12 protein-coding genes are annotated in these 14,845 nt (G+C 31.1%); 2 read left to right on the top strand and 10 right to left on the bottom strand.

Annotated features, from left to right (window positions below; all coding sequences use genetic code 11):
- Positions 1-8 precede the first annotated feature (8 nt).
- The 5 genes from EYW44_RS06200 to EYW44_RS06180 are packed head-to-tail and all read right to left on the bottom strand — an operon-like array spanning position 9 to position 4,912.
- The gene (locus EYW44_RS06200; RefSeq protein WP_132722804.1) at positions 9-1,316 is read right to left on the bottom strand and encodes a phage tail sheath family protein; all 1,308 of its coding nucleotides are present in this window, start codon (positions 1,314-1,316) and stop codon (positions 9-11) included.
- 31 nt (positions 1,317-1,347) lie between these two features.
- On the bottom strand, positions 1,348-1,776 hold the full coding sequence (locus EYW44_RS06195) for a phage tail protein (RefSeq protein ID WP_132722803.1): 429 nt from the start codon (positions 1,774-1,776) through the stop codon (positions 1,348-1,350).
- Positions 1,777-1,790: 14 nt separating this feature from the next.
- Positions 1,791-3,551, bottom strand: coding sequence for a phage tail sheath family protein (locus EYW44_RS06190; RefSeq protein ID WP_132722802.1), 1,761 nt, complete (start codon positions 3,549-3,551; stop codon positions 1,791-1,793).
- 16 nt (positions 3,552-3,567) lie between these two features.
- Positions 3,568-4,350 carry a hypothetical protein gene (locus EYW44_RS06185; protein ID WP_132722801.1) on the bottom strand — a complete coding sequence of 261 codons (783 nt, stop codon included), beginning with the start codon at positions 4,348-4,350 and terminating at the stop codon, positions 3,568-3,570.
- A 4-nt stretch (positions 4,351-4,354) separates the two neighbouring features.
- The gene (locus tag EYW44_RS06180) at positions 4,355-4,912 is read right to left on the bottom strand and encodes a DUF4255 domain-containing protein (protein ID WP_132722800.1); all 558 of its coding nucleotides are present in this window, start codon (positions 4,910-4,912) and stop codon (positions 4,355-4,357) included.
- A 351-nt stretch (positions 4,913-5,263) separates the two neighbouring features.
- Between EYW44_RS06180 and EYW44_RS06175 the strand changes: the two genes are divergently transcribed.
- Together EYW44_RS06175 and EYW44_RS06170 are read left to right on the top strand one after the other, a co-directional pair.
- On the top strand, positions 5,264-5,575 hold the full coding sequence (locus EYW44_RS06175; RefSeq protein WP_132722799.1) for a hypothetical protein: 312 nt from the start codon (positions 5,264-5,266) through the stop codon (positions 5,573-5,575).
- Positions 5,576-5,659: 84 nt separating this feature from the next.
- Positions 5,660-7,798, top strand: coding sequence for a contractile injection system tape measure protein (locus tag EYW44_RS06170; RefSeq protein ID WP_132722798.1), 2,139 nt, complete (start codon positions 5,660-5,662; stop codon positions 7,796-7,798).
- 75 nt (positions 7,799-7,873) lie between these two features.
- Here EYW44_RS06170 and EYW44_RS06165 read toward each other — a convergent pair whose 3' ends face one another.
- From EYW44_RS06165 to EYW44_RS06145, 5 genes are all read right to left on the bottom strand, one after another.
- Entirely contained in the window at positions 7,874-8,587 is a 714-nt protein-coding gene (locus EYW44_RS06165) for a TauD/TfdA family dioxygenase (RefSeq protein WP_132722797.1), read from the bottom strand.
- 111 nt (positions 8,588-8,698) lie between these two features.
- A complete protein-coding gene (locus tag EYW44_RS06160; RefSeq protein ID WP_165872173.1) occupies positions 8,699-8,881 on the bottom strand; it encodes a hypothetical protein in 183 nt (60 codons plus the stop codon).
- 28 nt (positions 8,882-8,909) lie between these two features.
- Positions 8,910-9,416: a BACON domain-containing protein gene (locus EYW44_RS06155; RefSeq protein WP_132722795.1), complete on the bottom strand. Its 507-nt coding sequence runs from the start codon at positions 9,414-9,416 to the stop codon at positions 8,910-8,912.
- Positions 9,400-13,860, bottom strand: coding sequence for a tail fiber domain-containing protein (locus EYW44_RS06150; RefSeq protein ID WP_132722794.1), 4,461 nt, complete (start codon positions 13,858-13,860; stop codon positions 9,400-9,402). The genes EYW44_RS06155 and EYW44_RS06150 overlap by 17 nt, the downstream gene beginning before the upstream one ends.
- A 323-nt stretch (positions 13,861-14,183) precedes the next feature.
- Positions 14,184-14,837 (bottom strand): hypothetical protein, encoded by a 654-nt coding sequence (locus tag EYW44_RS06145; RefSeq protein WP_132722793.1) that lies wholly within the window; start codon positions 14,835-14,837, stop codon positions 14,184-14,186.
- Positions 14,838-14,845 lie beyond the last annotated feature (8 nt).

Genomic DNA, 14,845 nt, shown 5'->3' with positions numbered 1-14,845 from the left:
TTTAATGTTTATGATTCTTGTAATTTGTGAGAGAAACGTAATACGATGAACTCTGCAGGACGTACAGCAGCCATACCTATTTCGATGATCATTCTACCTTCTAAAATGTCATTGGCAGTCATTGTTTCATTTAAACCTACACTTACATAGTAAGCATCTTCTGGCTTAGCTCCTGCTAAAGCACCAGCTGTCCATTGTTGGTTTAAGAAATTTTCAATCATAGCTTTAATACGTACCCAAGTATTTGCATCATTAGATTCGAAAACAAATCCTTCAGTAGCATTCTTTACAGACTCTTCTACCATATTAAAGAATCTTCTAACTGGTACATAACGCCATTCATTACTGTTACCATCTAAAGTTCTTGCCCCCCAGATTAATGTTCCTTTTCCTGTAAAGCTTCTGATTGCATTGATAGATTTACCTGCTGTAGTATCAACATTTAATCCGTCTTGCTCATCTTTTGTAATTTTCACAGCTGGTCCAACTACATAACTTAAACCTAAATTAGCTGGTGCTTTCCATACTCCACTAGTACTATCTACTTTTGCGTATGCTCCTGCTACTGCTGAAGATGGAGGTAACTGTACACGTAATGAAGAAGCAATTTCTCTTGCTACTGCATTATAGCTACCAGAGTCACTAGTTTTTAAGTCTGCTAATGTTCCTGCTACACCATCAACTGTTACAGCAACATCTGCATCATTATATTGATAGTTTAAAATTGTGTTTAAGTTTGGATAATATGCAGCTCCGTACTTTAAGTTAGATGATAAAGGAAGTTCATCTCTTAAATCATCTGCCGAAGTAGTATCGATAATTACAAATCTATCTTTTAATTTTTCAGCTTGCATTAATGCCTCACTATACACAGCTCCGTAAGCCTCGCTTGCAGCTAAACAAGTAGCTTCTGGAACAACTAATAATGTTGGCTCATCTTCTTTTTCTAATTTACCCATTGCCGCTACTAATTCAGCTGCTACTGGTGCTTTATAAGCTCCTGCTGAAACTACGTAACAAGGTCCACCTCCGTTTGCAAAAAACATTTGTAAAGCATAGTACATGTTGTTTTTCTTTGGAGTAGGGTTTGCTACTACTACGTTTCCTGCTGTAATAGTTGCAGAAATTGTTGTTTCTGGATTTGCCTTACCAAAAATTGCTTCGTATTCTAATAATGAAGTAATTCTTACTGGCTCTGTTTGTGAAGCTAATTCGGTATACCCGATAAAAGCTGGAATTGCCGTTTCTACTTGTGCTACCGATGGAGGAAATTTTGAAATTTCTTCTACATAGGCTCCTGGCGTTTTGTAATTCATAAGTCTAAAATTTATTTATGTTCAATTTTTTTTAATTATTCTTTATGGTTAATCCTTCGTGAGCAATTTCTAAAGTTTCAATAGCTACTTCATTTCCTTCTGCTTTTAAATCTGTTGATTGTAATTTTACTGGGAAAGCTTCTTTTACTGTCCAAGTAATTGCAGGATTACCATTTTCATCTAATAAAGAGATGGTTACTGTTCTTCTTTCAACTGAATTTAATTGAATAGTACTTAACCAATTAAAATATTCATTGTCTCCAGCAAAAGATCCTCTCTTTAATGTGATGTTGCTAAACTTCTTCATTCCAGGCATTTTTATTTTGCTAAAATCTGGACTAGCACCTTGCCTGTATTCTATAATTTCAACTTCTGTATCTAAACCTGATACTTCGTGAAAACCTATTCTTGTTCCTCCCCAATCTACTTGGAAGTAGAACTTTGATAATGGATAATTCATTCCTTTAAATTATTTTATGATTCTTGTAATTTGTGAGAAAATTGTAGTACAATAAATTCGGCTGGACGTACTGCTGCCATTCCTATTTCTACATTCATTCTTCCTTCTAAAATATCTTGAGCAGACATTGTTTTATCTAAACCAACACTAACATAGTAAGCATCTTTTGGAGTAGCACCGGCTAAAGCTCCTAAACGCCATTGTTGGTTTAAAAAGTTTTCAATCATTGTTTGAACTTTTACCCAAGTTTTAGCATTGTTAGATTCAAATACAAAACCTTCCATAGCTTTTTTAACTGACTCTTCAACCATGTTAAAGAATCTTCTTACAGGTACGTAACGCCACTCGTTACTGTTTCCATCTAAAGTTCTTGCCCCCCATATTAAGATTCCTTTACCACGGAACTGACGAATGGCGTTAATTGATTTACCTGCGTTATCATCTACATTAAGGCTCTCTTGAGCTTCATGAGTAACTTTTTCTGTTAAAGAAGAAACATAACTTAACCCTAAATTTGCTGGTGCTTTCCAAACTCCTTTTGTACTATCTGTTTTAGCATAAGCTCCTGCAATTGTTGCTGATGGTCCTAAAACCACTGGCATTGCCTTGATTTGCTTTTCTAAAGAAGCGTATAATAATGGATCGCTTTCTTTTAATTGAGTTAATGTTTGTCCGTCAAAGTTTCCTTTTTCATCTACTTGACTTCCTAAGCTTGCTAAAAATGTATCTATAGATTCTTCAAATTTAGTAGCATCACTAACATCTAAAGTTGCTGAAATTGGAGTGTCTAATGTTGAGTTAATCATACTAATTAACACCTCAACTTCTTCTTCATTGCTTTCACTAACTGCTGTTAAAAATTCAGCGATAGAATCTTTAAATTTAGTAGCACTACTTACATCTAAATTAGCTTCAATAGGCTCATCTAATATTGCATTTATAGCATCTATTTGAGTTTGCGCTAAAGTTTCATTTGCTGCTGCATGAGTTGCATTAGTAATAGCTGCATCATCTCTTAATGTTTCTAATTGTACTTTTTCATCTGATACATTCTTAATAACATTTAAGCGTGCTTTTTCATCTACATAGTTGTAACCAGTTCCTTCATGAGAAATTGCTACATCTTCTGCATACTGAAAACTTAAAATTGTATTTAAATGTGGATAATAAGCTGCTCCATATTTATCCCCTGCAACATTTGATCTGAAGTTTGCAATAGTACTTGGCTCACCTGTGAAAGTATCTAAGATTACAAATCTATCTTTCATTTTATTAGCCTGTGCTAAAGCATCACTATAAATTCCATAGAAATCACTTTCTGTTTCTAATGAAATAGCATCAGGAAATACTAATAAAGTAGGTTCGTCTTCTCTTTCTAAAGTATCTAATCCTTCTTTTAAATCATCTTTACTAATAGCTGTGGCACTGTAATCATCTACTGATACGATATAACATGGACCTCCGCCATTTGCAAAGAACATTTGCATAGCATAGTACATTAGAAAAATCTCTGTTGGCTGCTCTACTAAAGTTCCTTCTTTTTCATCGTCTACTAATGATAATTTTAACTGATTTGCTCCTCCGAAATACTCTTCAAACTCTAACATAGAAGTAATACGAGTAGGTACAAATTTTAAGTCATTGTCTGTTTTCTTAGTTGCCTTTTCTGTATAACCAACAAAGGCAGGTATAGCAGTTTCTACTTCTGCTACTGATGGTGGTAATTTTGAAATTTCTTCAACATAAACCCCAGGTGTTTTCAATTGCGCTGACATTTTTTTTATTTAATTATTAAACATAGATTATGGCTTCGTTCGCTTGTAAAGCATCGATTGGTGAAGCCATTCGATAAACATTTGCTTGTTCATCTATTATTTTTATGGTTCCTTTTTGAGTAAAAGGAAATGCTTGATCTGTTCTATACACTTCGTTATCCTGACTGTCTAAATACACCCAAACTGCTGTTCTGCTGTCAAAAACTATTTTGTATGATATTGCATTTGTAGGTATCTCTCCATTGGTTTCTAACAAATCATTCATAGAAATTTTAACGATTCCAAAAAGAGCTACTCGTTCTTTAACTGTTATCTCTTGAAGCAATTTTTGATAATCAGAATTTTCATCTGTACTAAATGCAATTGCAAAATTTGAAATTGATGATGCATTTATTTTTGATAAATCATCTATTGTTTTATCTGAAGATGTATCTGAAGTAAAGTGATAAATTGACTTATTCTCTGTATTTATATTTGTGTATTTTTCAAATAGAGCATCTTTTATATAGACTAAAAACTCTAATTCTTCATTGGCACTATTTATAAATGGTTTTGAAGATTCATCTGCTGCTACTAAACAGGTAATTCCTGTAGTAGTAGTTTGTATTAACATCTTATGACTTTTTAATACTTTGGCAGTTTGTTGTGTTGGAACTACTCTTGCAAAATCTTGAAAATTATAGGTATTAAAAACAGTTGGAAGTTGTGTGTGATCGTAACTTTCATCTCCTAAACCTAGAAAGTAATTATGCAATAAATGCAATTCAAATAACGGTTGATAATTTGTATAAAAACTCATGTGATTATTGTTGATTTAATGCTCCTTCAATTCCTGTAATTATTGGAGTTTTTTGTTTTACATTTTCTTTTACTACCTCTACAATACTTACTTTGTAAAATGCTGATGGCATTATTTTACCTCCCATTACACCCCACACATAACTCAATTGTTCGAATCGTAAAGAGCTTAAATCGATATGAAACTTAAACTCTGTTAAATTTGTTCCATGATCTGGTGTATTTGATGGAGTAAAAAATGTTTTGTTCTGAAAAAATTCTACGACAGACTCTATATCCTGAAGGGCCATTTCATAATTAGTTCTGTTTGCAGCAAACATGATATACATGTTTAAGTAAGCTGGAGTACCTGTAAATACTTTTTTTCCGTTTACTATTTTGTGATTCGCAGTATTTTTAAGTGTAGCTTCTTCTTCAATACTTAACATAGATAAAATCACTTTATCTTTTAGTGAACCACTTCCCTGATCAATCTTTACTAAATTGTCTAGTACTACTAGGCTTTCATCTCCTAGGTAATTAGACGCCTCTTTCTTGATTATATTTAGTACATTGTATATCATAAGTTATGTATGTGTGAATTATTTTTTGTGAATGGATTCTTTTTCTTATCCCGGTACAAAACTAGCGCAGTAATTAACAAAAATCTAATTTTCAAAGCCTCCCATCCTGTCTTTGCAGTAAGTAGTGATTTAAAAAATCATAAAAAAAGACTCTTAAAAACATAAAAAGCATACAAAAACCACTATAAAATCAGCGTTTCAGTCTTTCTTAAAAATCTTCTAGCAAAAAACACAAATAGCATTTTGTTATTTAAACAAATAAAAATCTACTGCAAAGACAGATTACAGTTTGTTTATTTCTCTTTTTTATTGATTGATTCTCCTATTTTTCACTCCTTAAAAAAAAATATTATGAGTCTAAAAAACATTTATAAAAGCAGAAGTGAAATTCTAGATGGACATTTAAATGAACTGCGAACCGTAACAGGATTAGCAAGTAAAGATGAAGTTGCTATTTTTTCTGTAAGAGAAAAAATTTGTAGTTCTTGTCCTTTAAAATCAGGAAATTCTTGTAATTCTAAAAAATGGATGCACCCTAAAACGCTTGAAATTTCTAATAATCCTAAAGAAGGTTTTGTAAGAGGTTGTGGATGTAGACTGAGTGCAAAGCAAAAATCAAAACACAGTGTTTGCCCAGCTAAACTTTGGGGAAATGAATTTTAATTGATGAATACTGAAGTTAGAAATGTTCAATAAGCGTTTCTAACTTCTTTTAATCATTATTCATTAACATTTAAATGACAAAACATGAGTCTTACCCCTCAACATCATATTATTCATAAAGTATCTTTAGATATACAAACGAAAAACGAGCAACAAGCTTTCGATATAAAAGATAATATTAGTAGTTTTTTAAAAACAGAAATCTTTCCTGAGATTGAACGTTATTTTAAAGAAATTGAAATAACAACAAATAATTATGCCATCCGTTTTGAAAAATTGAACATTGATGTTTCATCTTCAGAAACTAACTTAAATTCTGAATTGAAAGGAGATATTATTCAACAAATAAAACAACAGATAAATGAAGTTGTACAGAAAAATGATGCAGTAAAAAAAGCTAATGGTAATACCTCTCCTAAACAGCTACAGTTAAAAAACAACAATCACAAAACAAGTAAAAAAATTGAAAAAGCATCTTACTCTGAAATAATAGATGATCTTTTTAAACCTGATGATATTCACTATAAAAACACGACACCTGTTAGCTCTCCTAGTTTTTTAACTAAAGAAACTCATCAGTTAGAAACATTACTTTACTTTTTTGAACATGGTAAAGCTCCTTGGTGGCAAAATGATACTTCTTTAACCTCTTTATTAAACAATGAAGAAGTATTGATTTCTTTATTTTCAGAAGTAACTTTCAAAGAAAAATTATTATCTCTTTTATACAACTCTATAATAATAGAACGATTAATCAATCAACTATCTTCTAATATTTTAATAGAAATTTTATTATTATTTCTAGATAAGATCGATTCTCAATCTCATCAAATTATAAAAGAAGAATTACATAAAATTATACAATATTTTGAGTTTGAAATTAAAAAAGAGTCTTTCTATAATTTTTTTCAAAAAATTTCTTCGGATGATGGAATTTCAGAAACTAAAATCATTACCATTATTATTGATGTTATTAATGCTAAATCCAATGTTCAGAATTCTATTTTTAAAGAAGCAATTGCTTTTAAAAACTTGAAAACATTCGCTAAAAAGATAGCAATACTAAAAAAAGAAGGCATTCTTTTTTCTGAAAAAGGCGTGTTGAAAAAGTCAAATACTCATTCAAAAGAAACCAATAAAGAAATACGAAGTAAAGACTTAATTAGTCCTAAAAAGAAAAAAACAACAAAAGAAAAAGATCTGAAGAAATCAAAAAATATCAGTCTTGATAATTCTTTGAGTGATGAATTTAATTTAGCAAAAAAAGCTTCAAAAAACACATCAAAAAAGAAGAATGAAAATTCCAAAAACAAACACAATCAAGAAAAATCTTTAAATAAGATTGAAGAAAACCTTCCTTTTAAAAATTTAAAGAAATCGGAAGGTCAGCATAGTAAAAAAGAGAGACTAAAAGAAAAAACTACCAAAAAGAAATCTTTAAAAAACATTAAGAAAAGAGCTATTAAAGAGAATTCTAAGGAGAAAATCAAACTTAACAAAAAGGTCAGCAAAAATTTTACTTCAGAAAAAATTATTACTAAAAATGAATTAGATAAAAATCAGAAGACTACAAATAATTTAAAAACAGATACTTTAAATTTCAACAAAAGCACAGAAGATAGCAGTAATGCTTCAAAAGAATTTTTTATCGATACTAAAAACGAATTAATTGAATCAAATAACAATTTAAGCTTTGAAGAAAAACTACATCAGTATAGTAATTCTGAAACTGAATTGATTCTTCAAAATGCAGGACTTGTTTTAGCGCATCCTTTTATTCCTTTTTTGTTTAAGCATTGTAACTTGCTTGACGAAGATAAAAACATTAACAACCCTGAATTAGCTGTTCATATTTTACATTATTTAGCTACTGGAAAAACAGAACAAGCTGAAAGCGATTTACTTTTTGAAAAGTTTTTATGCAATATTCCTTTTGAACAATCTATTAATCGATTTGTTAATGTTTCAGATGAGCATAAAGCACATGTATATGAATTACTAGATGCTATAAAAAGCAATTGGAGTGCCATGAAAACGGCTTCTTATGGTTTGCTACAAAATGAGTTTTTACAACGACCTGGAAAAATCTCTTTTAAAGACTTAAACGCAACACTTACTATGGAGCAAAAAACACCCGACATATTAATGAATAAATTATCTTGGGGATTCAGTATGATCCGTTTTTCGTGGAAAAAGGGATTTATATACGTACACTGGAATTGATATTCTTTGAAAATTATCTTATTACAGAAAGAACGAATTCTGTAATAAGATAATACTTTTGAAATACTAAAAAACTCACATTATTTTACATCTGACAAGTTCTCTATCAGAATTTTTATTGAAACCATTTCTTCCATGAAGACATTTATGATTATGAAATATAATCAAATCACCTGGTGTTAATTTTACCCTTAATGCTATCCTTTCCAAAACTTTATCAAACTCAACCAAGGTTTCTAATTCTTCTTCTGATAATGAAAAAATCTTTTTTTCTATTTGTTGTTTGATTTCTCTTAAATTGAAATAAATTCTTTCCTCTGAATCGAATGACAAAACAGGTCTATTAAAATTTTTAAACGCCGATATTTTTTGAAGTTTATTTATTAAACATGAAGGTGTTTTATCTAAAATATCTTTCAATGGAGCAACTAATGTTTCTCCTCCTTCAACTGAGTTTTTATAACAAAGTAAACTAATAATTCTGTGAGGTTTCTTCAAAAAATAAGAATCAGTATGTAATAAAAACTTATGATAAGTAGAAGATAAAATTTCATATCCGTTTCTATCTAACGAAGGTATTTTATAACTTTTTACTCTCTTTAATAGTAATTCAGATACATCTTTATTTTTTGTAAAATCTTTCATGAAGTTTTTTAAAACATCTAGCTCTAATGGAAAAGACTTTATTATTAAAAAATGATCTTTTGCTAGTTTCTTTTCTAAAAATTTAGGAATGTTAGAGTTTTTTAATAAATCTTGATAGTCTATATATTCTTCAACATTATTCATATCACAATTTCCTTTTCTAAGTATTTATCAAAATATTTATAGTTAAAACTGCCGCTCGAAAAAAATCGAGCGGCAGTTTTTAAAAATCAATGTATATATATTACTAGCTTACTACTTACCAGTATTATACTTACTCATTGTTTCTACACTTAAACTATGTATTTCCGCTAACGAGATGTCTGCTTGTTTATCTTCTAACTTATTACGTAAAGTTAAAATCACATCTAATGTTGGTACTTCCAAATTTAAACCTAACACTCTTAATGAAGAGGCTAATAATTCTAATTGTTGCATTTCCATATTTATTTCTTTATTTATTATTTTATCTAAAATCTTCTAATAATTCTTCTTCTAAAAGTAAATCAGATCTATACCATCTTAAAACAACAGATTTAGTTCCTGATCTTACTGTTACATCTCCAGACAAATACTGAAGTTGATCAATACCTCCATCATACCAACCTTTAACTGTTAACCTAAAATAACCATTTCCATTTCCTGAAGCCGAACTAAGAGTTGCTTCAGTTCCTCCTCTTGTTATTGAGGCTGTCCACGGTCCACTGGCTGTTACTGCAATTGAATAAGTTCCTCCATTAATAGGAACTCTCTCTATTTGCGTAGGTTTAATTCTTAAAACTTCTAATAAAGGTCGCCATACAAGACCACGCCAATCACTTAATTTATGTTCACTCTTAGCAAAGACAAGGTTTCCTGTATAATCATACCATTCTTTAGCCAACGTATTTAAACTAACATTAGTTCTGGTTGGCTTCCCCATTTCAGTTACAATATCTTTTACTGTAATTCTTCCACTAGTTGGTAGTGCCATAAAGTTTTGTTTTAAGTTCTTCTATTTGCTGTTGTTGCTCTTTCATTCCTTCTATTAACAGCGGAATTAATTTTTCATATCGTACAGATAAATATCCTGTATTTTCATTTTTCCTTACCGCTTCTGGCAATACATCTGCAACTTCTTGAGCAATCACACCATAATCTTTACTTCCTTCTTTATGAGCAGTTTGTTTATCATTCCATATAAACTCATTTCCTGATAACTTATCTATTTTACTTAAAGGGCTCTCAATTTTCTTAATGTTGTCTTTAAGGTTTTTATCTGAAGAAGAAAAAGCTACAACATCTCCTGTTGCCAAAACAGCGCCACTAACTGTTAATTGGTTTCCTACTGTTAAATTTGCTTTAAATCTACCATTCCCTTTATCATCAGCATAAAAAGCAGATCCGCTACTCCCTACTTCTAACCTTTTATCTGTTCTTAATGTTGAAGTTCCACAGTAAATACCACTTGTAAAATTATTCCCAGGATTAAATCTCAACCAACTATCTGAAAACTGTATAATACGTTTATTATCTCCGTAATAATAAGTTCCTGAAGCGTAAATATCGCTACCTGAAACAGTTCCTGTAGCAGCAATTTTTCCTGAAGTCCAAACTCCACTATTTCCTAAAGCTACCTTTGGAACTCCATTTTCACACCAAATTGCTTGATGACCTCCGGCCATGGCACCTCCTGTAGTATTATTTGTGTGCTTGTATGCAAAACCATATAAATTTCCAAAATCAGTACCATCAGCAGCAATTTTATATGCTGTTCCCATAGACCAAATATGACCTATTTTTTTACTATCATAAACTCCATAAATTCCGGCCTGACGAGTATTAGTAGATCCTACAGAAAGTTTCCCAGTAAATGTATCATCTACATCACTTCTAAGAAGTTGAGCTCCTTGAACTCCATCTAGTTTATCTGCGTCTAAACCACTTCCAGCTCCCTGGTTTCCAGTATGAAAAAATTCATAATATTTTCCCCATGTAGTAGCATCATAATTTTGTTGAGTAAAACCTACACTTGGTGTAGACTTTCCAAAAATTAATGCATTACTCTTTTTAACATCTCCTCCTGTATAACTACTTAACCAAAGTACATCGTTCCAAGTATTTGAACCACCAACATTGGTATTACGTAACATTTGTAACTGTAATCTACCACTACCAAACCAATCTGGCTTTTCTAATCCACCTGAAATATAGCCTGCTCCTAAATAGTTCTTAACATTATAAAGTTTATGATTATACTGAGCTCCATCTAATCCATCTAGTTTATCACTATCATTTACTTTTCCTAGCCAAGCAGAAAACCCTGCTTTAGTTACATGTCGTAAATAATTATCTGTGGTACTAATACGCATAGTAACTGTAGCCCCAGCAGGTATACTTCCCTGAGTTTGATAATTACTTCTGAATAATCTTGCATGAACATCTGCAGCACCATCTCTTACAGGAACAGTATTGGCAGTTACTGTTGATGCCGAATTGTATCCGTCTAACTTATCACTGTCCGAAGCCTTAGCTGTTTTTCCTAAAAATGCTCCATTAGCCCATTCTTGCGTTGCTACTATTTTATTATTTGAATGTATGTTACCTAAAACTTTTAAACCTCCTTGTTTTAATTGCATCCATTCATTATCCCCTCCACTAGTATGAATCCATTTAAAATATTCATTTTTATTGTCACTAGTTTTAAAATATAAATAGCTGTCAGTATCTGCATCAGATTCATTTTTAAATCCAATAGCAGCTCCATCAGTATTTTCTAGCCATTTTAACTCCTTATCAGTTAAAATAATATCTTCTCCTTCTTTTAGTACTTTACTATCTTTAACAAAAATCTCTTCCGATGAATTAACTCCTCTTGTCTTACTTAAACTTATTTCAGCAGCTATATTCGTTAATAATTCGAAACTAGAAACATTTCCTGGATCAGTACCATCTGGAACCCAATTTTTAACTAACCAACCTGAAGTTTGAAAGTCTTCCAATATCAATCCGCTAACAACAGAATCATCTGCTTCAATATGTACTTGTAACATGGCTCCGTTATATACTCCTCCTTCTTTGATTCGAATACCATCAAAATTTTTCCCTGAATAGAAACTATTCGATAATACAGTTATTACATTACCCACTCCATAGTGATGAGCTCCATAAAAATGAACTGCTTGATGACTTCCTGATTTTGCTCCTGCCAAAATAAATTTTGCACTTGCTCTGTTTCCGCTATTAACAGCAATAGTATACCATCCTTTTTTAAGAGTTCTAGTAGGTATAATTTCTTGTCTAGCAAAAGCTGTACTGTCTATACCATCTAATTTATCACTGTCTATCGCCTTAGCTGTCTTTCCTAAAAAACGGGCATTACTCTCTGCTTCTGTATAGTATAAATCATTATGACTATGAGATGTTTTTGCAAAAGCTGAACTATCTAAACCATCTAATTTATCACTATCAGTTGCCTTAGCTGTTTTTCCTAAAAAACGAGCGTTACTCTCTGATTCTGTGTAATATAAATCGTTATGACTATGAGATGTTTTTGCAAAAGCTGAACTATCTAAACCATCTAATTTATCACTATCAGCTGCCTTAGCTGTCTTTCCTAAAAAACGCGCATTACTCTCTGCTTCTGTATAGTATAAATCATTATGATTATGAGATGCTTTAGCAAAAGCAGCACTATCTAACCCTTCTAATTTCATACTATTTGAAGCAGTAACTAAAGTTTCAGTATGAGTTCTTTGTATGGTTCCAAAAGCTTCAACCAAACTAATACCCCAACCAGTTAACCATTTTTCTTTTTGAAAGTTACTGTACCCAAAAATCCCTTTGGTAATAACAGTCTTTAAATATGCCCAAGTAGATGTAATTTCTCCGATATAAATACAAGGCTTTTCTTCTTCATGACCAAAACGAACAGTAAAATTTCTACTGATACTAGAACCTAATATTTGTGCTGAAGTATTATACCAACTTTTTGATTGATAGTTGTATCCTGATAAAATTAAAGAAATACTCTCATTATTTGTATAATCGAAAATATCTACATGCAATTTCATCATTGTATTACTCCAACCTACAGGCAAATCAATTTTAATTGCTCCTTTAACAGAACTGCTTGATGTTGAAAAAGCAGCATCTTTCGGGGTTAAAACTGTAACACCGTTAGACGAATTACTAATATCTTGAAGAAAAGCCGAACTATCTAGACCATCTAATTTATCACTATCTGCAGCCTTAGCTGTCTTTCCTAAAAAACGTGCATTACTCTCTGTTTCTGTATAGTATAAATCATTATGATTATGAGTAGCAGCTGGAAACGTTGTAGGCACCTCTTTAATTTCTGACCACTTATGCTGATGATTTCCTGCCGATACTGTTCCTGCAGTTGTACCAAAATCTTTGTTGAATGCTGTATTTTTGGAAAAAGCATTTTCTTTATTTGAAAGTGCTGCTGATAAACCCGAAATACTAGAAATACCTAAATTTTCTAACTCTGATTTATTTTGTTTGATGTAATTTACAATCTCCTGAATTTCATCTAATTTTGTATCATCACTTGAAAGGATGGCATTGATATCATCAATAAGTCCTTTTAACACCTTACCTTGATTTGCAGATAATGGTTTGTTTTCGGCTGTAGAAGTTAAATCATCAACAATATTAGTAAGTGCTACAAAGTAAGAACTCTCTTTTCCATCTAATTGAGCACTATTAGTAGCTTTAGCTGTTTTTCCTAAAAAGCGTGCATTACTTTCTGTTTCTGTATAATATAAATCGTTGTGATTATGATTAGATGCCGGAAATGATGTAGGAACATCTTTAATCTCAGACCAACTATGATCGTGATTTGTTCTTGAAAAATCAGTACTATCTAATCCGTCTAACTTATTACTGTCTACAGCCTTTTCATTCTTTTCTAAAAATCGTTCAGCGGTTTGTTCTTGGGTATAGTAACGATCGTCGTGCTTATGATCTATTTCTAAGTTATAAATTAACTCCCATTTACTTCCTGTATACTGATATACTTCATTCGTGTTTTTTTGGAGACCTTGTTCTAATTGTCCCATTCCTGTTTGAGCTTCACGCTCTTCTTGTGTAGCCCATGTATATTTTATACCATAATTAGAAATTGCAACAACATCATTCAGCTCTTTTAAAGTTGTATTGTTTGCTATCATTTTTTGTAAACTATCTACAAAACTAATAGGCATACTAGAAGGTAGTATAAACTCTTCTATTTGTATTTTTTTATCAGAAGCTAAATTGATGGTTAAATCTCCTTTTGAATTAATAGCGAAACTTTTTATAGTTTCTTGTTCATCTACATGTTTAAAACTATCAATTAACACCGTAAAATGATTTTGAGCAGGAACATTTCCTGCTTCAAAATAGGCTTTCATTATTTCTTTCGTTGTACTCATTATTTTACTCTTCTTTTATTTTTCCGTTTATCACTCATTTTTAATGTATAGACTTTAACTATTGCCATAGTTTCATTAAAATTTTGGCACTAAAAATCTACTGCTGTAACATTTGTTATAGCATATATTTTGTCTTTTTAATCAGACTCAATCTTTTGTTTTTGGATACTAGTTGTGTAATACTAGCACTAGATCCTAAGTCTAGTGCTAGTATATTTTTCTTTTATTTTTTTCTATAATTGGATACCTAAAAAAGGTATTTAGGTAATAGCTTTTTAATGGAGTTTTTTTTCTTTTGAGCTTTTGTGTGTTCTATACTATAATTATTTTTTCGATAATCTTACTGATTCATATTTTTCTATGAATTTATCCCAACTAAAATCAGGAAAAATTTGAGGCATAAATTTTTTAAAATTATCTGTCTCTGGTCCACCTAATTTTCTACCATCGTAATGCAATAGAACAACTTGCCAATACCTAAAAACTTTGGCTTCTAAAGCCATTTCTGTATACCCCTTAAAATCCAAATCTAAAAGGTGTAAATCTGTTTCTCCAGCATCTTGATAATATAGATAAGGATCTATTTCGTTAGGTCTCATTATAAAACCAACTCTATGCTCTGCAGCTGGCACATCCAACGGTTTAAAAAATTCTAAATCGGGATTAATTTGTAAATCTTCATCATCAAAATAAACAATCCGTTTCCAGTCTCCAATCATTTGTTCAAATACCGTAAATTTTATCCTTCCACTTACAGTACGTTGTTCATCCATTTGCCATTGAAAACCATAACCATCTTTTACATTTTTATAAAAATCTTCTACACCTTCATGTACTGCATTTAAACGTTCCATTTCTGAATGACTTTCATAAATACTCCCCATAGAGGAGATATAGTCATAACTAAACACTCTTCCTTGTTTCTTTTCATTTCGAACATAATGTTGTAAATATTTATTAAAACGATGTTTTTCCATTCTGATTT

The organism is Tenacibaculum sp. M341 (assembly GCF_004337695.1).
GTDB lineage: Bacteria > Bacteroidota > Bacteroidia > Flavobacteriales > Flavobacteriaceae > Polaribacter.
This window is presented reverse-complemented; position numbering and strand designations above follow the sequence as displayed.